This is a genomic window from Bradyrhizobium sp. HKCCYLRH2015, assembly GCF_051168215.1.
Classification (GTDB): domain Bacteria; phylum Pseudomonadota; class Alphaproteobacteria; order Rhizobiales; family Xanthobacteraceae; genus Bradyrhizobium.
In genome coordinates this window covers 546,942-570,221 of record NZ_JBNPUO010000001.1, presented here as the reverse complement: position 1 = coordinate 570,221, position 23,280 = coordinate 546,942, and the positions used below count along the sequence as shown (strand labels likewise).

The window sequence follows — 23,280 nt, the reverse complement described above, 5'->3', positions numbered from 1 at the left end:
TATCCGGGGTCTCGAGAAGCAGAGTCGGCAGTGCCGCATGTCGCTTCGCTCATGCGGGCTACGACATCCGCGACCGGTCTACCTCACCATCGTCCCGATCCGCTCGAAGCGGATGCGGCCGGGCCTGCCTTTGCCGGCACCGGCGGCCGAAAAGAAGATCATGGCGGCGCGGCCGATGACGTTCTCGATCGGCACATAGCCGATCTGGGACAGCACGCGGCTGTCGGTCGAGTTGTCACGGTTGTCGCCGAGCATGAACAGCCGGCCGGGCGGCACGACGAAGACATTGGTGTTGTCGAAGAAGCCGTTGCTGACGCAATCCAGCGTCTCGTAGCTCACGCCATTCGGCAAGGTCTCGCGCCAGCGCTTGACGCGCTCGGTCGCATCGCCCCCGCAGGCCGCCTCTCCGGTCAGATCCTCGACCCGCTCGCGCGCGACGGCCGTATCGTTGATGTAGAGCACTCCGTCCTTCATCTGGACGCGATCGCCGGGCAGTCCGACGACGCGCTTGATATAGACGGTCGCATTGTCTTTCGGCAGGAAGAACGCGACGACATCGCCGCGCGCAGGCGTCGCACCCCAGATCCGCGCCGACGGCGGCAGCGACGAAGGCCATGACAACGGCCAAGTGAAGCGGCTGTAGCCATAGGGATATTTCGACACGAAGAAGATATCGCCGACGAGAAGCGTTGGAATGTTCGAGGATGAAGGAATGTTGAACGGCTGAAACAGAAAGGTGCGGATCAGCACCGGCGAAGCCAGCAGCAGGCAAAGAGCCACGAAGCCCGCGATGAAGATCGCTACGATCGCCCACCACGGCTCGCGCCTCGGCCCGGTCGCGCCCACCGCCAGGCTCGTCATCGCGTCTTCCCCCTCTTCACACCCTGAGGATGAGGGAAGGCCCGAGCCTGCGCAATCACCAAATGAACCGGAAGCCACGCGGCTGCCGATGATCTCCAGCCCCTGCCCATTCGTCAACGAGAGGCCGCCCGTGGGCGACCTCTCCCGGATCGTAGCTCTCACCGTCCCTTTCGCCACGGCGCGTCGGCTTCCCAGTCGCCGGCCATGATCGAGCCGTAAGGGATCACCTCGTCGATGACCTCGCCGAGCCCGTAGCGTGCGATCTGCGCCCGCACCGACGCGGCGTTCTTGTAGGCCTGCGGCAGCTCCGACAGATCGGGCTTGCCGCAATAGAAGCGCGCGTCGATGCCATCAGGCAGATCGGGACGGTTCTCGCGCAGAAAAGCCTTCCGCCCGAGATTGCGGCCGGCGCCGTGCGGCGCGAAGCCGAGCGCGTCCTTGTTGTCGCGATGCTTGAGGATCAGCACCGGCTCGGCCATGTTGAGCGGCACGATGGTGCGTCCGTCATCATCGGCCGAGAAGCCGGACCAGTTCGGCGTCGCCCCCTTGCCGTGGTAGAACAGGCCGTCGCTCTTCTGGAAGACGAAGTTGTGCTCGTTCCAGAACCGGTCCGCGACGGCGTTGCCGAGCTTCGCCGCCGCGAGATCGTGGATCGCGTGGTGGTTCGCCCTGGTCCACAGCCGCGCGACCTGCAACGCCTCCCAATACGCCCGGCCGTCATCGCTCGACGCCTTGATCCAGGAGCTGTGATCCGGGACCTTCGGCGCGTGGATCGCGGTGTGCCGCTTCGCCACGGCCATGCCGCGCTTGTAGAGCTGTGCGCCGAAACCGCGCGAGCCGTGATGCGTCACCAGCGCCGCCTGCCCGGTCGATTTGAGATGGCCGACATAGGCGAAGTGGTTGCCGTCGCCCTGCGTGGCGAAATGGCCGATCGCGAAGCGCTCGAGCCCCTTCAGGAAGGGGTTGGCCTCGAACCCGGCCATCAGCTCGTCGGGCAGCTGATGCAGCCGGTCGCGGCCGCCGGGACCGAAATGGGTCACGGCGTGGACGGCATCGAGGATACGCTTGGGATCGTCCTTGCGCGCGAACACGGTCACCGCCACCGAGCAGCAGATGTCCGAGGAGTGGAAGCCCGGATGGATCGCGTCCTCGCAGGCAACCACACCGCCGACCGGGATGGTGCCGAGCGCCGTCCCCGACGGGCAGGCGTCCGGCATCACGGCGCCGGCCACGATGGTCGGCACCCGCATCAATGCATCCATGTGCTGGGTCACCGCTGCGACATTGGCGCGCTCCAGCTCGTTCTCCGCATCGATCAGCATCGCGAACGGCACGCCATTGGTGCGCATCAGCGTCTCCGCCGGCTGCAGCACCTGCAACGCCGCGAAGATCGCATCGTCATCGGCGCCCGCGGCACGCATCTCGTTGGCGGTCGCCAGGCCCTGCTTGAACCAGCGGCCGGGCTTGAAGCCCCAGGCGATCAAGGTGTTTCCGTCGATCATCATGCTACTCTCACATTCCATCCGGAGCTTCGTCGTGCCTCGGTCGACCCGCGTTCACATCGCGAGAGCTCGCCAATGAGCGGCCCTCGACTGTTCAGAACGTCAGGCTCGGACAGCCTCGAGCGTCCGTCGATACATCACGTCGGTCCGCAACACGTATTTGCGGCCCCTCGTGACGGGATCGCCACGATGCATGATCGGGTGATGGAACAGCAGCGCCATGCCCATTTTCGGAACTATCCGAAACGGATCACCGACCGATGCTCCTCCATAGCCGTCCCTGAATGACGTTGCCCCGCCTTCGAAATCGTCGTTCAAATAGACCATGAACGTGAAGTGGCTTCGCTCACCCGGCTCGCGCTCGAAATATCCGTCGAGATGCCAATCGAACTGCTGGCCGACATCGTAGCGATAGAGCCGAAGCCGCTCGTTCACTGCAAACGGAGTCCATTTCTTCTGGAAGCGCAGCGCCAGATGGACTGAAAGCCTGTCATAGAGCAGCCTCGCCCTCGCAGCATCGTCGACCATGACGCGCTCGTTGTTACGAACGTCCTTCATCATGATCATGCCCGCGGGGGTCGACACCGGTGCTTCCGCGAAACCGATCTTCTCGCCGAACCGGATATATTCGTCGCACTCGCTCGACGAGAGAAAACCCTCGATCGTGCCGACGTTCTTCGCCCTCCACCTCATGTCTGTCATGGATCGCCTCCATCTTTGCAGCCGTACGTAGCCCGGATGAGCGTAGCGACATCCGGGATCTCAATATTTGCAGCGATGAACCCGCATGTTGCTGCGCTCATGCGGGCTACCGATGTCACCTCGTCCGCCGATACATCACGTCGGTCCGCAACACGTATTTGCGCCCCTTCGTAACGGTATCGCCGCGATGCATGATCGGATGATGGAACAGCAACGCCATCCCCTTCTCCGGCACAATGCGCAACGGACCATCCGGCATCAGGCCGTTGTCGTCGCAGAACGACGTGCCGCCACCCTCAAAGTCATCGTTCAGATAGACCATGAATGTGAACTGGCTGCGCTCGCCATTGTCACGCTCGAAATGCCCGTCGCGATGCCATTCGAACTTCTGCCCGACGTCGTAGCGGTACAGCCGCAGCCGCTCGTTCAGCCCGACGGGCTGCCAGCGATGCTGGAACGACGGCGCCAGATGCCCGGCAAGCCGGTCGTGAAGACCATGCGCGCGCTCGGCATCGTCGATGATGACGCGATCATTGTTGCGATAGTCCTTCACGCCGCGAGGCGCGAACAACGTCGCCTCCTCGAACCCCATCAATTCGCCCAAGCGGATGTACTCCTCGCACTCCGCAGCGGAGAAGAAGTTCGCGATCGTCTCGATGTTGTCGGCTCTCCAGGTCATCTCGGTCATCACCATTCTCCATCGGAAGCGAGAGGCCGCCCGTGGGCGGCCTCTCTTGTCCATCACGCTGCATCCGGCGCCTTCAGCCGGACGAGCCGCGTCAGCAGCGCATCGAGGCCTGCACCCTCACCGGCATGCAGGTCGATGCGGCCGACCTTCTCGACCAGGCGCTCCAGCGACTCCAGCTCCTTGAGCCGCAGCAGCAGCGGGTTCTCCTCCATCAGCCTGGCGGTGTTGAGGAGCGAGCGCGTCGCCGCGGTCTCCTCCTGGCGGCGGATCAGGTTGGCCTTGGCCAGCCGCTCCGCCTCCACCACCTTGTTGACGAGGTCGCGGATCTCGCCGGGCAGGATCACGTCCTTCACACCGAGCTCCGTCACCTCGACACCCGAGCCACCCAACCGCGCGCGCACGTAGTCGCGCAGCTCGGCATCGAGCGAGGCCTTCGCCGCCAGCACCTCGTCGAGCGTGCGCGACGCCACCGCCTCCCGGATCGCGAACTGCACCAGCCGATACAGCCACGCATCGACGTCCGGCGTGGTCGCCACCGCCGACTCCGGATCGACGATCCGGCGAAACGCCGTCAGGGTCACCCGCAGCGCGATGCGATCCCTGGTCAGCATCTCCTGCGCCGTGATCTCGAGCGCGGTGGGCCGCAGATCCAGCCGCTTGACCTCGATCTTGCGGCCGACCACCCAGAAGGCATGCCGGCCCGGCGCCAGCCGCTCGGTCAGCTTGCCGTCGACGTGGAGCAGACCGGCCTCGTGGTTCTCGACCACGGCCTCGGTCACGATGCTCGGCCGGTTGCGCTCGATCATCGCCAGGTGCCGCGCGCTCACGCGCACGTCGCTGGTGATGTCGATCCGCTCGACCTCGACATCGGTCGCAACCTTCCAGTAGACCCGGGTCTGCCACGGCGTGAGCAGATGCGCCGGCCGGCCGTCGAGGCTCACGATCGCGATCTCGTTCGCGCCGGTCTCGACCGCCGCGAACAGCTCCGCAGCGAGATCGGGCCGCGCGGCCTTCAGCACCGCGTAGCGCTCGGCCGGATATTCGGTCTTGACCACGTCGAAGACCTGCACCTTCAGCCGGCGCAGCGGATCGAGCAGCGCATGGCGGCCCGGCGCGAGCACGCGCACGAGCTGGCCGTCGCGCCAGACCAGCGCTCGCTCACCATCCTCCACCGTCACGGTCTTCGTCACCAGATGCCAAGTCACAACACACTCCCACGGTTTGCTTTCCGGCCCATCGGCCGAAACGCTGATGTCATCGATCAAAGGACGTGAGGACCGGACAACGCTTCCCGCTTGAACCGAGCGGGCCGAGGCTTGAGCGTCTGACGATGCCGGGCGCACGCGCGCGGTCGCTCGAGCCATCGACCCGAGCGTCCTTGCGCAGCCTTCCCGACATCTTCAGACGCGGTATCCACCGCGGCACAGAGCCGGTTCTGCAGTGTCTTGATCTGGTCGAAATGCCCTTGAAATCTCTTCTTGGGCAAAACGGCCGGACCGCGACTGAAGCGCGCGTCCGGTCCTCGTCAGAGGCGATTAGCTTTTCAGGCTAAACCGAAGCGCTGGAGCGGGAATCGAACCCGCGACCCGATGAATCATAATCATCTGCTCTATCCAACTGAGCTATCCTTTGGTGGTGTCGACCGGAATCGAACCGATGCCTTCGGGCCTTCAACCCGACGCTCTCCATGAGCTACAGACTCCTTGCTCTTTGCGACGACGGAACACGGGACCGGACACCGGCCGCGCCAGTCGGGATCTCAGCGAGCCCGAACCAAAGTCATCACGAAGGATCGTTCTGCTACATGCAATTCCCATTTTACGCAAGACAAACATCTCGCTCATTTTCACTGCCGATCTCGTCGTTACTAATTAGATACACTTCGATCTCTCGATCATCAAAGAATGTCGCCCGCATGAGCGAAGCGGCATGCGGGTTCATACACGCAGCTCGTGATACCCCGGATATCGCTGCGCTCATCCGGACTACAAACGCGCCACTACAAGCACGTGACCACCACGTAGCCCGGATGAGCGCAGCGACATCCGGGTTCACACGCGCAGCTCGTTGAACACCGCATGTCGCTCACGCCGCCGCCCGACGGGCGACGACGTGAGCTCATCTGGGCACCACGGCCATCGTCAGCGCTCCAGCTCCACGTCCCAGTAGAGATAGTCCTGCCACGTTTCGTGCAGGAATCTCGGCGGGAACAGCCGCTGCGCGGCCATCAGCTCGTGCCGCGTCGGCTCGAACGGCGGCCGGCGCGGCTTGAGGTGACGCCGGTCCTTGCGCGCGTTGCAGGGACTGCAGGCGGCGACGATGTTGGTCCACGACGTTTCGCCGCCATCGGCACGCGGCACCACGTGATCGAACGTCAGCTCGCCGTGAAGATAACGGCCGCCGCAGTACTGACACGTGAAGCGATCGCGCAGGAACACGTTGAAGCGCGTGAACGGCACCCGCATCGCCGGCCTGACATAGTCGCGCAGCGCGATCACCGACGGCAACCGCATCGTGACGCTCGGACTGCGAACGACCCGATCGTACTCCGCGACCACGACGTGCGATCCGCCGACCGCGGCCCTGACGGCATCCTCCCAGCTGAACACCGACAGCGGAAAGTAGCTCAGCGGCTGGAAGTCGGCGTTGAGAACCAGCGCCGGATTTGTTGCTGACATCGTCGACCTCCTCTCTCGGCTCGTGATCTCATCGGGTCATGTTGGCGCCCATGACGGGAATCGAACCCGCCTTACCGGATCGATAGTCCGGTCCCTTCGCCAGATGGGAACATGGGCCTGTTCGTCGCGCCCGGCCTGCGCCGGCACGATCATGGTCAATCAGTCGAATCCAGCCGGAGCATGCTCCGGCCGAACGCCATTGATGTAGTCGAGATAGATCTGGCGAGCGCGCGCCTCGGTGACGCCGCGGCAGGCCATGACGATGCGCACGAAGGCAAGCGCCACCGGCGAGCACAGTGCTTGCGTGTGGTCGGTTGTCTCGGAATCTGGGCTCATCATGCGGGTCATCAGACCCTCCGCTCTTGGTGCGGAGGGTCAAGATCCCGCCGCGAGTTATACTTGTGCTGGAATTCGCAGTCCCGATTTGTCCAGGGACAGCACGAGATTGGCAGGCCCCTGACAGGCGACGCCCATGCCGGACCCATCGCGCGACCAGGTAAACGGTCGTTCGTTGGCGGGGGCGTTCGCGAGATGTGAGCGTAGGCTCAACACGGTCGTGGTCCTCAAGAGCGCGCCGGCAAACGGCGCATCGATTTCGATGGGGCAGAGCTATGCGCAGAATTTCCCGAAGCCGTCAAGGCCGCAGCGCGAAGCGATGGCGTTGCAGTCCCCTGCACCGCGACAGATTTGCAACAACCAGACTGCTCGTCGGGCAAATCAGTTGCGCATTCTCGCGAGCTACAAGATCGCAAATGGTCGTTCTAGCGATCGAAAATGCGCGCGCGCGGAAACTCATTTTTCGAGCACAGCCAATGGGATCACCACGCTCACCGCCGAGCCCGAACATTTTTCTATTTTCAAAAATCAGAAATCATGCATTCTATGCCGGTCCCGTCCTCATGAGAGGGGCGCTTCGCGATCGTCATGAACGTGGAGGGCGGGATGCGGTGGGCGCATCGCCTCGCAGCGTGACTTCGGTCATGCCGACGAACGCGGAGATGCGCACGGCGAAGTCGTGATGTCCTGACACCCCGACGCTGGTGTCAAGGTCGAGAGAGACGAATGCTCCGACCGATGGTGGCCAGACAGCCGGCGCACCAGGGAGACCACGTATAAGCCGTCAATCCATCGCGCGGGGAATGCCGGATGATGCGGCTGAACCTGTGGTGACTGCCGCCTGCTTTCTTTGTTGCAGGCGGGCCATGGGTGAGGCCCTCACCCGGCATTCCCCGCGCCCTCTTGTTTGCAGAGGGTGATCCAAAGCCAAGGCTCGAACGCGAAAGCGGGTGCGAGGCTGATGACGCATGCCGGGCATCATTGTGAGCGAAGCACCTGTGCGGCGGCTCTCTCAGTTCGTCATTCCGGGACAGCCGCGCAGCGGCTGGGCCCGGAATCCATACTTCCGATCGTGTTATGGATTCCGGGCTCAGCCCTGCGGGCTGCCCGGAATGACGATGCGGAGAGAGCAGACGAAAATCCGGTGCCGAAATGACGAAGAGGACCGAGTCGGCGCTATGACAACGGCAGAACGTGGCCGGCGCCGCTCACTCGATGCGGGCGAGGACGGCGAGCTTGCGGATGCCCTTGTTCTTGTAGGCATCGAGGAACGCGTAGTAGTCGCGGAACGACACGCAGCCGTTGGAGTCGCCGTTCGGGCCGAGCATGAAGGTGTGCGCCAGCAGGCCGTTGCGGCCGTGGATGGCGTCCTCGCCGCCGATCGGGTTCAGCCGCAGCGCCGGCACGCCATGGAACAGCGCCTCGCGCGGCTTCAGCTCGTAGATGTGCGGCGGCGTGACGCCACGCATCTTGATTTTCTCCGAGCTCGGCTTGTCGAGGTTCTCGCCGAGGCCGGAATGCGCCTCGAGCTTGGTACCGTCGGGCAGATACACCGCCTTGGCCGAGATGTCGTAGACTGCGGTGCTCAGATCATAAGGCGGCCGGCCGCCGCGGGTCGGATCCTTGGCGATGCTGGCCGTGATGTTGGAATCAGCCGAAGCATAGGCCAGGAGGCCGCCATCCTGGTTTTCCGGCTTGCCCCAGAGCTTTTCCTGAATCGAGTGACGATCACCCGCGATCGACAGCACCGCCGCCTTGGCGCGCTCGGTCATCGCGCGCAGCGAGAAGCCGCTGCTCTTCGGCGCATTGGCCTCGGCAGCCTGCGCCGGCGTCACGGGCTGCTGCGGCTGCGCGGCCGGCTTGGTATTGGCGAGCGCCAGCTGCATCGGCGGCCGGGCATCCTTCTTCGGCGCCTCGGCAACCTTCGCAGGCTCAGCCGGCCTGGCTTCGGACGGCTTCGTCTCGATCTGCCTGGCCTCGACGGGCCTGGGCGGCGCGGCTTCGGCGAGCTTGGACAGCGGCGGCGCGCCGTTCGCGGCGTTGGAGGCCACGCCCTGCGGCACGGCCGCGCCGAAGCGGTCGTTGAACATCTGCGGCGTGATGGCGGCGACCGTGGTGACGGGGGGAGATTCCGGGAATGCCGAGAAGGCGTCGCCCACCGCTTCGGCGGCGCTGCGCGTCGCGAGCCGCGGCGCGGGGCGCACGACGGGCTCGTCCTGCTCGATGCTGCCCAGGGTCGGATAGGCGTCGGCCGCGATGATCTTGGTATAGACCGTCACGGCGCAGCCCCCGATCAGGCATGCGATTGCCGCGCCACCGATCAATTTGTGAGAGAACGCGATCAGGGAGGACTTCCTGCGATTTCGTGCGGCCAACGCAGCTCGACTGTTACTCATTCACTCACGCCCGAACGAATACTCGACAACTCTCGCTCGATGCGCCACGGACACCCGCTTTGCATCTCGCAGAAGCACAGAGCTTCATTAAGGCGACTTTTAGTTAAATGCTGATTAAGTGTTGGCGGATTAGGGGCGGGTTAACCTTCAGGGCCTGTTTTGCCGTCAAAGAGGGCGGAAACAGGGCAAAACTGCAGCCACATGCAATATTACCGTACCGGGAAAATCCGGAGAGGCAGCATCCGTCGGCTGCGCCGATCCGTAAAACAGCGCACGCCGCGTTAACGATTGGGCCGGGGCGGCGGCGCGCGATCGATGATCTCTCGTTTGCGCGCGCTGACGAGGTAAAGGCCGCAGGTCTCGCCGGTCGAAAGCCCCCGCTCCGGCAGGCCGGGCGCGACAAGCGCATCCGTAGCACCCCGGAGCTACAAGCTCTCTGGCCGCCGGCGGCAGTATGGTACGGGACGATTCTCTGCGACACTCCGTCGGCGAATCGTACCGCGTCCGCTCCCTGCCGAGACGACACGAGAGGACCTCTCCATGCAGATCCCCGACCGGAAGCTGGCCTTCGTGCTGGCCTCGACCAATCAAGGTACGATGATCGTCAACCGGCTCGACTATCGCATGATCGACGCCAACCGCGGCTACGGTGTCGGCTTCCAGATCCTCAACACCGGCGCCTTCGATCCGGGAGAGGTGCAGCTCGCCGTCCGCCTGCTCGGCGTGCGCCGCAGGCACTATGGCGACGGCGCGGTCGCAATCGACTGTGGTGCCAATATCGGCGTCCACACCGTCGAATGGGCGAAGGCGATGACCGGCTGGGGATCCGTGCTCTCGATCGAGGCGCAGGAGCGGATCTACTACGCGCTCGCCGGCAATATCGCGATCAACAACTGCTTCAACGCGATCGCGATCCATGCCGCGGTCTCCTCGGAGCGCGGCGTGCTCAACATCCCGAGCCCGAACTATCTGACCCCGTCGAGCTTCGGCAGCCTCGAGCTGCGCCAGCGTCCCAACACCGAGTTCATCGGCCAGGCCATCGACTACGCGAACGATACCGTCGAGGTGCGCAAGCTTCCGCTGGACGATTTCAACCTGCCGCGCTGCGACCTGATCAAGCTCGATGTCGAGGGCATGGAGCTCGAGGCGCTCGAAGGGGCGGCGGCGACGATCGAGCGCTGCACGCCGATCATGCTGGTCGAGAAGATCAAGACCGATGCCGACCAGTTGCGGCAATGGTTCGATCGCCGCGGCTACAAGACCGTCGACGCCGACATCAACATGGTCGCGATCCACGGCCGGGACAAGGCGCTGGCCGATATCATCCCGCAGGCCTGAGGCGCGCGTCAGCGCTGCAGCTCCGGCGGCGGCGTGCGGTCGAGGAGCTCGGCCTTCGGCTCGCCGAGCGAGTAGAACGCGTAGGTCTCGATGGTCAAGGGCCCGCGCTTGCGCGCGGCCTCGCCGACCTTCTCGATGCGGCCGAACGTTTTGCTCACGTAGACCCGCGTCGCGATCTGTGCCTCATCCACGAACAGTTGCGTGCCCGCGAGCTTGGCCGGATCCGGCTCCGGGAAATTGACCCAGCGTATGCGCTGGATCGGCTGCAGCACGCAGGTCCCCGGCGGGAGATAGAACGACAGCCAGGCGGTGGTGCCATAATCCATCGCCAGCACGCAGGAGGCGCCGACGCGCACGCGTGCCGCCTCGATCTCGTCGGCCAGCGGGCGCCAGCCGACGCCGACACTGCGGACGGTGGCATCGCGCCGATAACCGGACAGCAGGCCCGTGTTCGCCTGCACGATCAGCGCGACGAACATCACGACGCCGGCGGGCAGCGCCCAGCGCAGGCAGAATGCCGCGGTGCGCTGCTCGCGCGCCGACCAGGCGACGAGATGGGCCGCCGCCGCAGCAGCCACTACGAAGGCCGGATAGATTGGCGCGAACCAGTTGGCCTCGACGCGGGCGTGCAGCGAATGCCAGACGAAATAGGCGACGATGACCCAGACCATCGCCTCGATCAGGACGCGTGCCGCCGCGTCCCCTGCCCGGCGGCGGGCCAGGCCATAGAGGCCCATCACGCCGAGGATGAAGACCAGCGGCGTGGCGAAGGCGAACTGCGTCGGGATGATCTCGGCGATGTAGACGGGCCTGACCGCCTCGACCCTGGCGCGGCCGAGCTGCTTGATGAACGACACCCATTGGTGATCGGCATTCCACAGGATCACCGGCGAAAACAGCGCGAATGCGACGAGGCCGCCGAGATAGGGCCAGGGCGAGGCCAGCCAATGCCGCAGCCTCGGCACGGCGACGAGCCAGATCAGGATCGCCGCGCCGAAGAACAGCGACGTGTATTTCGACAGCAGCGCCGCGCCGACCGCCGCGCCGACCGCGAGCCACCAGACACCCCTGCCCGTCTCCAGCACCTTGGCGCAGAAGAACAGCACGAAGCTCGAGGCGACCAGCAGCGGCGCGTCGGGCGTCACGATCAAGGTGCCGACCGCCGCCATCAGGGTGACGTTGAGCAGCAGCGCCGCGGTCGCCGCCACGCGCACGCCGCCGAACAGGATCTCGGCGGTGCGATACACCGCATAGCTCATGGGCAGGCCGAGCAGGATCGAGACCAGCCGCACGCCGAGCTCGCTGTCCCCCGCGATCAGGGTGCCCAGCCGGATCACGACCGCCACCATCGGCGGATGGTCGTAATAGCCGCCGGCGAGATGCTTCGACCACATCCAGTAATAGGCTTCGTCGAAGGTGATCGGCGTGACCGCGGCCGCGATCAGCCTGACAATGACGAGGCCCGCGATGGTCAGCCAGACATTGCGGACCAGCCGGGCGTCGTCGGCGCCTGCCGCAGAGGTCATCGCTTGCGCCAGACGAACAATCCGGAGATCGCGTAATTCCACACCACGCCCATCAGCGCGCCGGCCGCGCCCGCCAGCCACCAGATCGGCTCCTGGTCATAGACCGAGAAGGCGACGCCGACATTGGCGAGCAGCCCGACCGAGCAGACCAGATAGAACACGAGCAGGCCGCGCAGGATGGCAAAGCCCTTCAGCCGCTGGTCGCGATAGGTGAGGAAGTTGTTGAGGATGAAGTTCGAGGTCATCGCCACGAAGGCGCCGAGCGCCTGTGCCTCGGCGAACGGCATGTCGAACAAATTGAGACCGAGAAACAGCGTGGCGAGATGGACCACCAGGCCGGTGCCGCCGACCATGGCGAACAGCAGGAAGCGCAGCGACACGACGTCGTTGGTCATCTTGGCCAGCACGAGGCCGAGGAAGTCGAGCGCGACCATCGAGTCGAGCTTGCTCTCGCCATGCAGGCGCGAGCCGAACGTATAGGGCACCTCGACCGTCTTCAGACCGCCCTCGGCGCTGGCGATGATGTCGAGCAGGATCTTGAAGCCCTGCGTCGACAGTTTTGGCGCGATCTCCTCGAACCGGTCGCGGCGGATCATGAAGAAGCCGCTCATGGGGTCGTTGACCTCGACCTTGAGCGCGCGGCGCGCGATCTCGGTGGCGAAGGCGCTGGCCCCGGCCCGCTTGCTGTCGAAGCTCGCCGCGCTGCCGCCCTCGATGTAGCGGCTGCCCACCACGAGCTCGGCCGCGCCGCTCTGCAGCAGCGACAGCATCTTCGGCAACTGGGTCTCGTCATGCTGCAGATCGGCGTCGATCACAGCCGCATAGGGCGCGCTGGCAGCCAGGATACCCTCGATGCAGGCGCCGGACAGGCCGCGCCGGCCGATGCGGCGGATGCAGCGGACGCGCTGGTCGTTGCGCGACAGTTCGCGCACCACCTGCCAGGTGCCGTCCGGCGAGTTGTCGTCAACGAACACGACCTCCCACGGCACGTCCTTGAACGCCGCCTCCAGCCGCCGATACAGCGTGGTGACATTGTCGCGCTCGTTGAAGGTCGGAACGACCACCGAAACGATCGGAATTTCAACGGTTTGCTGGGCCACTTGCGGGGCCGGTCGGAGGGCGTCGGTCATGGTGCGGATGCGTATATCCGCCGCGTTCCGCACTGCCAAGCGCGACGGCCGCCGGAAACTGCAAAAAGGGCGAACTGTGGTGCCGCCGTGCACCGCCGCAAATCCGGCCCAAAAACGCCAACGACCACAAACAAAGGGCGCGCGTACATCCGGCGCAGCCGCTCTGCCGTGGTCGTCTCGGTGCCGGAGCCGTTGAGCTCGACGTCACCGTCGTTCCCCAAAATGGGGTGCGCCGGCCGAAATGCAAGGGCCGTCCGCCGTAGCCCGGCTGAGCGCAGCGACATCCGGGTTCACGCGAACTCTTCGGGAGACCCCGGATATCGCTCCGCTCAGCCGGGCTACGAAAGCCAGCCTAGTTCGGAACCTCGCGGACGACCGGTCCCCGCACCGCCGGGGCCACTGGGACGGTCTGCACCGGCGTGGGCGGCAGCTCGATCTTGGCCGGCTGCATCTGACGGGCCATCGGCCCGACGGGAACATAATAGAAGGCTGCCGCCAGCACGGCGGCCCCGACGATCGCGCCCAGCAGGCCACCGACCGATTCCGCTCTCATTGCCATATCTCCCCTTCCCGGCCCACGTCCTGGATACACGAGCCTCCGGAGCACGGGAAGAGCGACGCCCCAACAGCGCCGAACTGGCCAGAACCGGTCCGGTTGACTATCGTCTCCGTACCGCAACACCCTCGGCAATCAGCATCGGAATCGGTCCGTGAGCAAAGCCCCCGCACGCGCCTCGCAATCCAAGAGCCACATCTACATCGGCATTGGCGGCTGGACCTTCGCGCCGTGGCGCGGCGTGTTCTATCCGGACAAGCTGCCGCAATCGAAAGAGCTCGAATACGCCGCCTCGAAGCTGACCTCGATCGAGATCAACGGTACCTATTATGGCTCGCAGAAGCCGGAGAGCTTCCGCAAATGGGCGCGCGAGGTGCCGGACGGCTTCATCTTCTCGCTGAAGGGACCGCGCTTCGCGACCAATCGCCGCTTGCTTGCCGAAGCCGGCGATTCCGTGAAGCGCTTCTACGACACCGGCGTGCTCGAGCTCGGCGATCGGCTCGGACCGGTGCTGTGGCAGTTCGCGCCGACCAAGAAGTTCGACGAGGCTGATTTCGGCAAGTTCCTCGAGCTGTTGCCGCGTGAGCTCGACGGCCGCAAGCTGCGTCACGTCGTCGAGGTCCGCCATGACAGTTTCTGCGTCCCCGGCTTCGTCGCGCTGCTGCGGGAGTTCGCGACGCCGGTGGTCTTCGCCGAGCACGGCAAATATCCGGCGATCGCCGATGTCGTGGGTGATTTCGTCTATGCCCGGCTGCAGAAGGGCAATGACGAGCTTACGACCTGCTATCCGCCGAAGCAGCTCGATGCCTGGGCGAAGCGATTGCAGCTCTGGGCCAACGGCGGCGAACCGGACGACCTGCCCCGGGTTGACGACAAGCCGGCGAAGAAGATGCCGCGCGACGTGTTTGCCTATGTCATTCACGAGGGCAAGGTGCGCGCGCCAGCCGGGGCGATGGAGCTCATCGAGCGCGTGAGCTGACGCGAGGGGACGCACGATGGCCAAGAGCAAGACCCTGTTCACCATCGGCTACGAGCACACGCCGGCCAAAGCCGTGCTCGACGAGCTGCAATCGGCCGGCGTCAAGCTGCTGGTTGACGTGCGCGCGGTGGCGGCCTCGCGCCGGCCGGGCTTCTCCAAGAGCCAGCTCGCCGCCGGGCTCGACGAGCGCGGCATCGGCTACGTCCATCTGCGCGGGCTCGGCACGCCGAAAGAGGGCCGCGAAGCCGCGCGCAGCGGCCATTACGACACGCTGCACAAGATCTACAGCGCGCACCTGAAGACGCCCCAGGCGAAGGAGCAGATGGACGAGCTGGCCGCGCTGGTGAAGAGCGCCGGTCCCGTCTGCCTGCTCTGCTACGAGCGCGACCACGCTCATTGCCACCGGCAATGGATCGCCGAGATCATCGAGGACCGCGACCAGGTCAAGGTGAAGAACCTGGTCGCGCCGCAGGTCTGACGCCTCACTCCGCCGCGCAGGTGAAGGATGACGCCTGCTCGACATCGCCGCCGATATATTTGGCGAATGTCGGCCATGGGCACAGCGGCCGCGTCCGCTGCGGGCTCCATGTCGATGGCAGCTCCTTGTTGGCCGCATTGACCGAGGCCGTGATCGCCTCCGGCGCCTTGCCCTTCTCGACCCAGTCCATCAGCGCGCCCAGCGCATCGAATTTCTCCAGCGTGACGCCGCCGCCGCAATGGGTCTCGCCGGGCAATGCAAACAGGCGCGCAAACGTTTCGGCCTTGCCCTGCACGTTGGCATCGAGCTTCTCGTACCAGCGGATCGTGTCGTTGAACGAAAACACCGGATCGGCCTGACCGTGGTAGATCAGCATCTTGCGGGCCCCATTTTGGAACGCCGGCAAGGTCGGGTTATCGACCGCGGGTGGCGCCATGAAGTCCATCGCCGACTCCGTGAACGGGCCTTCCTTGGCGTAGATCTTCGGCGCGTCCTTGTCGAAGTCGAAGGTCTGCAGCTTCTCGACGAGCTTGTCGGGCGAGCCCTCGATCTCGACCGGCGGCGTGGAGAAGATGTAGTTGAGCGAGGCGCCGCCCATGGTGGCGATGATCGGAAGGTTGTTCCAGGGCGCCACCGGGCTCTCGACCTTCCAGGCGCGCCAATTGCCGGTGCCGACGCCACCATCCACCGGCCAGTCGGAATACAGCGGCTCGCCCTTGGAATTGTGTGGGCCAGCGAACACTTTCTTCAAAGCATCGACCTTGGCGGCCGGCAGGCAGGCGTCGATCGCGCCGGCGGCGCAGCGGAGGCTGTCGAAATTGAACGCCTTCTGGCAGGCTTTCAGGTTGGCCGTGAGGCCGTCCTTGGCGCCGTCGAGCCCGTCGCAGACCTCCGTGATCCTGGAGGCAATCAGCTTGGCATCGTCCCGCGTGATCGACTTGCGAATATCGGCATCGGCCTTGGTCAGCGCCTGCACGTCCCAGGCGTGCTGCACGGCCGCGCGCGGCAGGTTGAAGCCGGGGTTGCCGACCAGGAAGCCGTCATACTGCTCGGGCATGCGCTCGGCAGCGACCATGGTGTGGCGACCGCCATTGGAGCAGCCGGCGATGTAGGAATAATCCGGCTTCCTGCCGTAATGCGCCGAGATGATCGCCTTCGCGATCGGCGCCAGCGTGATGTCGGCCGAATAGCCGTAGTCGCGGCGTGCTTGCGGATCGAGGCCGAAGGCGGAGCCGGACGCAAGCCCGCGCGGCTTGTTGGCGGGATCGTTGCCGGAGTGGCCGCTGTCGGACGACAGCACCGCGAAGCCGCGGGCCAGCGGCGTGATGCCACCGCTGACGAGACCATCGGCCTTGTCGCCGAGCGCCGGCACCACGACGCCGTCATTGCCGCCATTGACCTGATGCAGGAAGCGGCCGTTCCAATTCTCCGGCAGCCGGATCTCGAACTGGATCGCATAGGCATGGCCGTCGACGCCGGTGCGCTCATTGACCTTGCCGGAGAGGATGCAATGCCGCGGCAACCCGTCGGCGGCCTCCTGCAGCTTCGATCCCGTCAGGGTCAGCCCTGGGACCTTCAGCGCCTCTGCCGTCACCTTGCTGCAGGCAGCATCCTCGGCTCCCGCTGGCCCCCCGCCGGCTGCGCACGCGAGGCTTACCCCAGCCAAAAACAGCGCCCCGGTTCGGATCATGCATTCCCCCCTGATGATGCTTCTCATTGGGGTCAGTTAAACGCGGAGACCGTGCAATGTAAATCTCCGACAGCGAGCGACGGGTTGCCAGTCAGTGCAATTGCCAGACCTCGAACGGCCGATCGTAGCCGCGCACCGACACCGCGCCGTGGAAGACGGCGTCGCGCGCCCCGTCGCCGGCGGCCTGCCGCACCGCGCTCGAGATCAGGAGGCGCGAATCGAGCTCCTTGTTCAGCGCCTCGAGGCGGGAGGCGAAGTTCACGGTATCGCCGATGACGGTGTATTCCTTCCGCCGCGGCGACCCGATGCTGCCGGCAACGACCTCGCCGAGATGAACACCGATCCCGATCCGCAGCGGCCAGGACGACATCGCATTGACGCGGTCCATGGCGGCGACCATCTCGCGGGCCGCCGCGACTGCCTGCGGGGCCGCATCGCGCGACTCGAACGGCGCGCCGAACAGCGCCAGGAAGCCATCGCCGAGGAACTTGTTCACGATGCCGCCATGGCGCTCGAGAATCTCGACGAGAACAGCAAATGCGCCGTCGAGCCGGTCGACGACCTCCTGCGGCGTCTTCGACCGCGCCGCCGCGGTGAAGCCGCGGAAGTCGACGAACATCACCGCGACCTCGTGGATGTCGCGTGCCTCCGCCGTCCCCTCCTTCATCAGGCGCTCGACGACCTGGGGCGAGACGTGCTGGCCGAACAGATGCGTGACGCGATCGCGCGCCGACGCGGCCTCGATGCTCGCCGCGAACTGGCGTCGCAGCTGCACGCTGACAGCACCGGCGAGCATCCCGCACAGCAGGATGATGAAGCTGCGCTCACCGTGATAGTAGATCTCCGGATTCTGGCTGAGATCGATCGAAGGCCGGTCGAACAGCGCCACCACCAGCAGCTCTACCGCGGCAACCAGACCGGTGAAGCTCGACAGCCAGAAATCGAGACGAAGCGTCGAGAGAACGATGAAGATGAAATAGACAAGTGGTGCGCCGAAGCCCAGCGCCTTGTCGTGACCGATGCCCTCGATCTGAAGGATGAGGACGAACGTTGGCAGCGAGGTCTCGACCAGGGCGCTGACATAGCGCCAGATCACTGGCACGTCGCGGCCGTGGCGGATGTCCGCCTTGATCCTGAACAGGATGAGAGTCTCGAAGCTGATGAATGCGACGATGATCGCGTAGACGTAGAGGACCCCGATCCGGCTCGGCCAGATCCACTCCGAGATCTTGGGTTCGAAGGTTTCGACCAGCAGGGATATCACGAGAAACAGCGCCGCAGTGCTGATCAGCACCCTCACGCGCAGCAGCTCGGTGTTCAACGTCTGGCGCATGAGCGCCTGGTTGAACGTAGCCGACGCCGCCGGCTCCTTGCCGGTCTGCCCTTCCCACGAGATCGTCATCCTGCCCCAGCCGTCTTCTGAGCCCGGCCGCCATTGTGCCTCAATCGAGGGTGCGGCGGAAGCGCAAGACGGCGACCGTCATCGCGAACAGCATGAGGCCGAACAGGGCGATCGTATCATGCTGCAGGTTCTGGAGCGTCGAGCCCTTGAGCATGATGGCGCGCACGATGCGCAGATAGTGCGTCAGCGGCAGGCATTCACCGAGCACTTGCGCCCATTGCGGCATGCCGAGAAACGGGAACATGAATCCCGACAACAGGATGCTCGGCAGGAAGAACATCATCGACAGCTGCATCGCCTGCAATTGGTTCTGCGCCAGCGTCGAGAAGGTGTAGCCGATCGAGAGGTTGGTCGCGATGAACAGCGTCGACAGCAGCGCCAGCAGCAACAAGCTGCCCATGATGGGAACGCCGAACAGCAGCACGCCGATGCCGATGATGATCGTCGCCTGCAGGAAGCCGACCATCACATAGGGGATGATCTTGCCGAGCATGACCTCGACCGGCCTGATCGGCATCGACAGCAGACTCTCCATCGTGCCGCGCTCGATCTCGCGCGTCACCGAGAGCGCGGTGAAAATCAGCATGGTCATGGTCAGGATCGTGCCGACCAGGCCCGGCACGATGTTGAGCCGCGACGAGGCCGCCGGATTGTAACGGGCATGGGCCCTGATCTCGAACGGCGTGGTGACGGGATTGCCGGTGTAGAGATCATGCGCCAGCGCTGTCTGCACGATCATGCCGAGCGAGGACAGTGCCGAGGACGCCGCGACCGGATCGGTCGCGTCGGCCGCGACGAGCAAGGCCGGCCGGTCGCCGCGGCGGACCGCGCGCTCGAAGCCGCGGGGGATCTCGACGCCGAACAGGACCTTGCCGGACAGCAGGAGATCGTCGAACTCAGCGACGCTGCCGACTTCCCGGGTGAAGCGGAAATAGGCGGTGTTCTCCATCGCCTTCAGGATCGAGCGGCCGAGGTCGCTGTCCTCCTGCAGCAGCACCGCCGCCGGCAGATGATGCGGCGTGGTGTTGATGGCGTAGCCGAACAGCATCAACTGCATCACCGGGATCATCACGATCATCGCAAACGAGACCCGATCGCGCTTGAGCTGGATGAACTCCTTGACGAGCATCGCATAGGTGCGCCGCCAGAAGCCGAAGCGCGGCTCGGAAGACGTGGGATGGACGGCCGCATCGCTCATTGGAAATTGTCCCGCGAACGGTTCATCAGGTCGATGAAGACGTCCTCGAGCGAGGGCGCGGCGGGCTGCCAGTGCAGGTCAGCCTTGTCGCGGCAGGACGCGATCGCCGCGTCCAGCGCGTTGCGGTCGCGGCCGGACACGTGCAGGCTGGTGCCGAACGGCGCCACCATGTCGACACCCGGCTTGCCGGTGAGGTCAGCCGTGAGCTCGCGCAGATCGTCGCCGCTGACCGTGTAGGTCGTGAGCGCCGATTGCGCGATCACCTCGGCGACGGTGCCGTGCGCCAGCAGGTGACCATAGGCGATGTAGGCGATCTCGTGACAGCGCTCGGCCTCATCCATGTAGTGGGTCGAGACGAGCACGGTCAGCCCTTCGCTGGCGAGCGCATGAATCTCGTTCCAGAAATCGCGCCGCGCCTTGGGATCGACGCCGGCGGTGGGCTCGTCGAGCAGCAGCAGTTGCGGGCTCGGCAGGGTGCAGGCCCCGAGCGCCAGCCGCTGCTTCCAGCCGCCCGACAACTCGCCGGCGAGCTGCCGCTCGCGGCCGGCAAGCCCGAGCCGCTGCACCATGTCGCGCGCGGCCCGGCGCGGATCGGACATGCCATAGAGGCGCGCCACGAATTCGAGGTTCTCCCGCACCGAGAGGTCCTGATAGAGGCTGAAGCGCTGCGTCATGTAGCCGACCCGGCGCTTGATCTTGTCGGCGTCGCGACGGATGTCGAAGCCGAGGCAGGTGCCCTCGCCGCCGTCGGGTGTCAGCAGGCCGCACAGCATGCGGATGGTCGTGGTCTTGCCCGAGCCGTTCGGGCCGAGAAAGCCGTAGATCGAGCCGCGCTTCACCTGCATCGACAGATCATGCACGACCTCGCGGCCGTCGAAGGACTTGGTCAGTCCCTGGACGTCGATCGCGATCTCGGCCGGTCCCGCCCCGTTCATTGCTTGTCCGCCACCGGAGTCTTCCGATCGGGAGTCTTGAGGTTTGGATAGATGCTGACCGGCTGGCCGACGCGCAGCGCGTCCGGCCGCGAGGGCCGCGCCTGGATCAGATAGACCAGCTTGTTGCGCTCATCGAGGCTGTAGATCACCGGCGGCGTGTATTCCGCCGAGGTCGCGAGGAAATAGATTCTGGCGGTCAGATCATCAGCGCAATTGTCACAGGTGACGCGGACCTCGTCGCCGATGGCGAGTTTCGGCAGATCAGGCTCGGGCACGTAGAAGCGCAGCTTCATGTTGCCCGGCGGCATGATCGACAGCACCGGCCGCTGCGCCGCGACCATCTCGCCCTCGCGGAAGTAGATCTGCTGGACGGTCCCCGCGACGGGCGCCACACCTTTGCGCCTTGCCAGCCGCGTCTGTGAGGTCACGAGATGGGCCTCGGCGACGCGCAGCGCCGAAACGGCGGAGTCGAGCGTCGCCTGCGTCCCCGCCCCCGTCTTGCTCAAGGCGGCGGCGCGGTCATAGGTCTGCTGCGCATTGGCCAGCGTCGCCTTGGTCTGGTTGAGATCGGCCTGCTGCAGATCGTCGTCGACCGAATAGAGCGGATCGCCGATCTTGACCACGTCCCCCTCATGCACGTTGAGCTTCGTGATCCGGCCCGCTTCGTCCGGGCTGACGAAGATCATGTCGGCCTCGACCCAGCCCTGATAGCCGGGATCGCGCGTCTCCTTGCAACCGTTGAACGTGAAGGCCGTGACCAGCACGGCGAGGCAGTGCAGCAGACTCATGTCGGCCTCCTCGCGCCAAAGATCAGATCGAGATGCGTCTGCAGCATCGCTTCCGCATCGAGCGGCGCATGACGCTCGAACAGGCTCTTCCAGATCACCGCGACCATCATCGGCGCGATCATCAGTTGCGGATGTTGCGCCAGCTTGGGCTCGCGGATCTCGCCGCGCGTGATCGCCAACTGGATCAGCGCACGCATGGCCGCGAGACCGCGGGAGACGACCTCGCGATAGTAGAAATCGGCAATGGACGGAAAGCGCGGCCCTTCCGCGATGATGAGCCGGACGAGATCGGCCCGCCGGGTGCCGGCGATTTCCTGCAGGAACATGCGCGCCAACGCCTCGACCATGTCGCGCACCGAGCCGCCGGCCGGCGGCGGCGCCGCAAGACGGCCGACGAAGGGCACGATCGCGGTCCGGATCAATTCCTCGAACATCGATTCCTTGTCCTTGAAGTGCAGATAGATCGTCCCCTTGGCGACCCCTGCCCGCTTGGCGACGTCGTCCAGCCGCGTCGCCGCGAAGCCTCGGGCGATGAACTCGTCCATCGCCGCCTGCACGATCGCCGCGCGGCGCTCGGCGGAGCGATCCGCCCGGCGCGAGGCGCCGGCTGCCGCCGGCTTGACGGGCTCAACTCTGCGCTCGGACAATTTCGACGGCTTCGACATTGAACAATTATGACTGACTAGTCAGTCATTGTAAAGAGGCCCCGAGAAGGCTGAGCCGTCGGCGCGGGTCAGGAGCCCGACCCGACCGCGCGCGGCCCCTCATCAGACGAAGTCAGCGCGATCACGCGCAGGACCTGATGTAAGGCCGATTGATCTCCCAAAGCTCGTCCACGATCTGGCGCGCGGCGGCGGCCGAGTTGACGACGGGATCGATGAGGAGCGCCTGCAAGGCGAGATCCTTGGACGCCGTCATGGCCGCCTGCACCGCCAGTTGCTGAACCTGAACCTGGACCGACATCAGCTTGGCGACGGCATCTGGAAGCGGGCCCAGCGAAACCGGATGGATGCCGACGCGATCCGCGACAACGGGCACTTCGACAGCGGCCTCGGCAGCCAGGTTGGGAATGACGTGACGGTTCAGAACGACGCCGGACTCGATGACCTGCTTGCGATCGTGCAGCACCGAACCGATCACGGTGACCGCGCGCTCTCCGGATGGCATTCGCCACCAGTCCGGCATGCCGGCTTTGCCCGCCAGGACCTCGTCGATCTGCCGAATCAGCTTGGCCCGCTCCGCCTCGTCCCACGCAAAGTCGTACCCGCTCTCGCCCGCTTCCCAGCCATACGCGAGATACTCGCCGACATGGCTGTCGCCGCAGCCCAGCCAGAAGCCGAAGTCGCGCAACAGCGCCCGCGTCAGCGGCGCGACCTTGGGGTCGTGGCTCCCGGCCTTTTCGCGAAGCAGTGGATAGAGATCGGCCCCGGTGTCGCGATCCCGGATCTGCACGAGGCATTGGAAATGATTGAGCCCGGCGCCCCACACGTCCACGCGCTCCTCGGCGAGTCCCAGAATGGAGGCCACCTGGCTGCGCGCGATGAAGATGCCATGGCACAGGCCGATATGCGCGACGCGGCTGTGAAGCCCGAGCGCGAGGATGATGCGGCTCTCGGGATTGGAGAAGTTGATGAACAGCGCGTCCGGACAGCGCCGCTCCATCTCGCGCACGAAGTCGAAGACGACCGGCAGGGTACGGAGCGTGAAGAACAATCCACCAGGCCCGCCATTCTCACCCAGCGTGTGTCGGATGCCGTATTTGCGCGGCACCTCGAAATCGAGCTTCCACAGGCGGTTGCGGTCGATCGCGGTGGCATGGATCACGAAGCCGGCGCCGTCGAGCGCCGCGCGCCAATCCGTGGTCGCCTCGATCTTGAGGCCGGCGCCGGAGAGGTCGTTGAGCAGCCGGGCGAGTGCTTCCGACCGGGCAAGCCGGACCGGATCGCGGCCGATCAGCACGAGCGTCGAGCCGGCGAGATCATGCGTCGAGAACAGGTCTCGGAAAACGCTGAGTCCGAAGGACGCGCTGCTCGCGCCGAGGAAGACGATCTTGGTGACGGCTGCCATGAACAATTTGTGCCAGCGCCGCGCGTCCCC

Annotated in this window: 22 protein-coding genes and 3 tRNA genes; 4 read left to right on the top strand and 21 right to left on the bottom strand. The window is 65.3% G+C overall.

Annotated elements, in window-relative coordinates; genetic code table 11:
* Nucleotides 1–78 precede the first annotated feature (78 nt).
* From lepB to ACQR1H_RS02460, 10 genes are all read right to left on the bottom strand, one after another.
* A complete protein-coding gene (gene lepB / locus ACQR1H_RS02505; protein WP_434886593.1) occupies nucleotides 79–861 on the bottom strand; it encodes a signal peptidase I in 783 nt (260 codons plus the stop codon).
* A 158-nt stretch (nucleotides 862–1,019) separates the two neighbouring features.
* On the bottom strand, nucleotides 1,020–2,363 hold the full coding sequence (locus ACQR1H_RS02500; RefSeq protein ID WP_434907179.1) for an RtcB family protein: 1,344 nt from the start codon (nucleotides 2,361–2,363) through the stop codon (nucleotides 1,020–1,022).
* Between the two features lie 102 nt (nucleotides 2,364–2,465).
* Nucleotides 2,466–3,065 (bottom strand): 2OG-Fe(II) oxygenase family protein, encoded by a 600-nt coding sequence (locus ACQR1H_RS02495; RefSeq protein WP_434907063.1) that lies wholly within the window; start codon nucleotides 3,063–3,065, stop codon nucleotides 2,466–2,468.
* A 115-nt stretch (nucleotides 3,066–3,180) separates the two neighbouring features.
* Nucleotides 3,181–3,753, bottom strand: coding sequence for a 2OG-Fe(II) oxygenase (locus tag ACQR1H_RS02490; RefSeq protein ID WP_434907062.1), 573 nt, complete (start codon nucleotides 3,751–3,753; stop codon nucleotides 3,181–3,183).
* A gap of 53 nt (nucleotides 3,754–3,806) precedes the next feature.
* Nucleotides 3,807–4,958 carry a slipin family protein gene (locus ACQR1H_RS02485; protein ID WP_434873157.1) on the bottom strand — a complete coding sequence of 384 codons (1,152 nt, stop codon included), beginning with the start codon at nucleotides 4,956–4,958 and terminating at the stop codon, nucleotides 3,807–3,809.
* Nucleotides 4,959–5,315: 357 nt separating this feature from the next.
* Nucleotides 5,316–5,381: transfer RNA gene (locus tag ACQR1H_RS02480), tRNA-His, on the bottom strand.
* Between the two features lie 2 nt (nucleotides 5,382–5,383).
* A tRNA-Phe gene (locus ACQR1H_RS02475) sits at nucleotides 5,384–5,456 on the bottom strand.
* A gap of 438 nt (nucleotides 5,457–5,894) precedes the next feature.
* Nucleotides 5,895–6,431, bottom strand: a complete 537-nt coding sequence (locus tag ACQR1H_RS02470; RefSeq protein WP_434873156.1) for an HNH endonuclease — start codon at nucleotides 6,429–6,431, stop codon at nucleotides 5,895–5,897.
* Between the two features lie 42 nt (nucleotides 6,432–6,473).
* A tRNA-Asp gene (locus ACQR1H_RS02465) sits at nucleotides 6,474–6,548 on the bottom strand.
* Between the two features lie 42 nt (nucleotides 6,549–6,590).
* Complete coding sequence (locus tag ACQR1H_RS02460) at nucleotides 6,591–6,779, bottom strand: hypothetical protein (protein ID WP_316238850.1); 189 nt, start codon at nucleotides 6,777–6,779, stop codon at nucleotides 6,591–6,593.
* Between the two features lie 124 nt (nucleotides 6,780–6,903).
* Here ACQR1H_RS02460 and ACQR1H_RS02455 point away from each other — a divergent pair, with 124 nt between their 5' ends.
* A complete protein-coding gene (locus ACQR1H_RS02455) occupies nucleotides 6,904–7,359 on the top strand; it encodes a hypothetical protein (protein WP_434873155.1) in 456 nt (151 codons plus the stop codon).
* 616 nt (nucleotides 7,360–7,975) lie between these two features.
* On the opposite strand, the gene ACQR1H_RS02450 is transcribed toward ACQR1H_RS02455, so the two are convergent.
* Nucleotides 7,976–9,163, bottom strand: a complete 1,188-nt coding sequence (locus ACQR1H_RS02450; RefSeq protein ID WP_315801115.1) for a tlde1 domain-containing protein — start codon at nucleotides 9,161–9,163, stop codon at nucleotides 7,976–7,978.
* 540 nt (nucleotides 9,164–9,703) lie between these two features.
* Between ACQR1H_RS02450 and ACQR1H_RS02445 the strand changes: the two genes are divergently transcribed.
* Nucleotides 9,704–10,501, top strand: a complete 798-nt coding sequence (locus ACQR1H_RS02445) for an FkbM family methyltransferase (RefSeq protein ID WP_315801116.1) — start codon at nucleotides 9,704–9,706, stop codon at nucleotides 10,499–10,501.
* 8 nt (nucleotides 10,502–10,509) lie between these two features.
* Here the strand turns inward: ACQR1H_RS02445 and ACQR1H_RS02440 are convergent, their stop codons facing one another.
* The 3 genes from ACQR1H_RS02440 to ACQR1H_RS02430 form a co-directional block, all read right to left on the bottom strand.
* Nucleotides 10,510–12,027, bottom strand: a complete 1,518-nt coding sequence (locus tag ACQR1H_RS02440; RefSeq protein ID WP_434873154.1) for a glycosyltransferase family 39 protein — start codon at nucleotides 12,025–12,027, stop codon at nucleotides 10,510–10,512.
* Nucleotides 12,024–13,157 carry a glycosyltransferase family 2 protein gene (locus ACQR1H_RS02435; protein WP_315801118.1) on the bottom strand — a complete coding sequence of 378 codons (1,134 nt, stop codon included), beginning with the start codon at nucleotides 13,155–13,157 and terminating at the stop codon, nucleotides 12,024–12,026. The genes ACQR1H_RS02440 and ACQR1H_RS02435 overlap by 4 nt, the downstream gene beginning before the upstream one ends.
* A gap of 352 nt (nucleotides 13,158–13,509) precedes the next feature.
* Nucleotides 13,510–13,710 (bottom strand): hypothetical protein, encoded by a 201-nt coding sequence (locus tag ACQR1H_RS02430; RefSeq protein WP_434890921.1) that lies wholly within the window; start codon nucleotides 13,708–13,710, stop codon nucleotides 13,510–13,512.
* 157 nt (nucleotides 13,711–13,867) lie between these two features.
* On the opposite strand from ACQR1H_RS02430, the gene ACQR1H_RS02425 reads away from it, so the two are divergent.
* Both ACQR1H_RS02425 and ACQR1H_RS02420 read left to right on the top strand, forming a co-directional pair.
* On the top strand, nucleotides 13,868–14,692 hold the full coding sequence (locus ACQR1H_RS02425) for a DUF72 domain-containing protein (RefSeq protein ID WP_434848827.1): 825 nt from the start codon (nucleotides 13,868–13,870) through the stop codon (nucleotides 14,690–14,692).
* Nucleotides 14,693–14,708: 16 nt separating this feature from the next.
* Entirely contained in the window at nucleotides 14,709–15,170 is a 462-nt protein-coding gene (locus ACQR1H_RS02420; RefSeq protein WP_316176918.1) for a DUF488 domain-containing protein, read from the top strand.
* A 4-nt stretch (nucleotides 15,171–15,174) separates the two neighbouring features.
* Here ACQR1H_RS02420 and ACQR1H_RS02415 read toward each other — a convergent pair whose 3' ends face one another.
* The 7 genes from ACQR1H_RS02415 to ACQR1H_RS02385 all read right to left on the bottom strand — a co-directional run bounded on the left by ACQR1H_RS02415 (nucleotide 15,175) and on the right by ACQR1H_RS02385 (nucleotide 23,250).
* Nucleotides 15,175–16,860, bottom strand: a complete 1,686-nt coding sequence (locus ACQR1H_RS02415; protein ID WP_434907061.1) for a tannase/feruloyl esterase family alpha/beta hydrolase — start codon at nucleotides 16,858–16,860, stop codon at nucleotides 15,175–15,177.
* 91 nt (nucleotides 16,861–16,951) lie between these two features.
* Nucleotides 16,952–18,262, bottom strand: coding sequence for an adenylate/guanylate cyclase domain-containing protein (locus ACQR1H_RS02410; protein ID WP_434907060.1), 1,311 nt, complete (start codon nucleotides 18,260–18,262; stop codon nucleotides 16,952–16,954).
* A 40-nt stretch (nucleotides 18,263–18,302) separates the two neighbouring features.
* Nucleotides 18,303–19,460 (bottom strand): ABC transporter permease, encoded by a 1,158-nt coding sequence (locus ACQR1H_RS02405; protein ID WP_434907059.1) that lies wholly within the window; start codon nucleotides 19,458–19,460, stop codon nucleotides 18,303–18,305.
* The gene (locus tag ACQR1H_RS02400) at nucleotides 19,457–20,395 is read right to left on the bottom strand and encodes an ATP-binding cassette domain-containing protein (RefSeq protein WP_434907058.1); all 939 of its coding nucleotides are present in this window, start codon (nucleotides 20,393–20,395) and stop codon (nucleotides 19,457–19,459) included. The genes ACQR1H_RS02405 and ACQR1H_RS02400 overlap by 4 nt, the downstream gene beginning before the upstream one ends.
* Nucleotides 20,392–21,183 carry an HlyD family secretion protein gene (locus ACQR1H_RS02395; RefSeq protein ID WP_315801126.1) on the bottom strand — a complete coding sequence of 264 codons (792 nt, stop codon included), beginning with the start codon at nucleotides 21,181–21,183 and terminating at the stop codon, nucleotides 20,392–20,394. The genes ACQR1H_RS02400 and ACQR1H_RS02395 overlap by 4 nt, the downstream gene beginning before the upstream one ends.
* Complete coding sequence (locus tag ACQR1H_RS02390; RefSeq protein ID WP_315801127.1) at nucleotides 21,180–21,848, bottom strand: TetR/AcrR family transcriptional regulator; 669 nt, start codon at nucleotides 21,846–21,848, stop codon at nucleotides 21,180–21,182. Before ACQR1H_RS02390 ends, ACQR1H_RS02395 begins: the two co-directional genes overlap by 4 nt.
* Nucleotides 21,849–21,969: 121 nt before the next feature.
* Nucleotides 21,970–23,250 (bottom strand): alpha-glucosidase/alpha-galactosidase, encoded by a 1,281-nt coding sequence (locus tag ACQR1H_RS02385; protein WP_315801128.1) that lies wholly within the window; start codon nucleotides 23,248–23,250, stop codon nucleotides 21,970–21,972.
* Nucleotides 23,251–23,280: the final 30 nt, after the last annotated feature.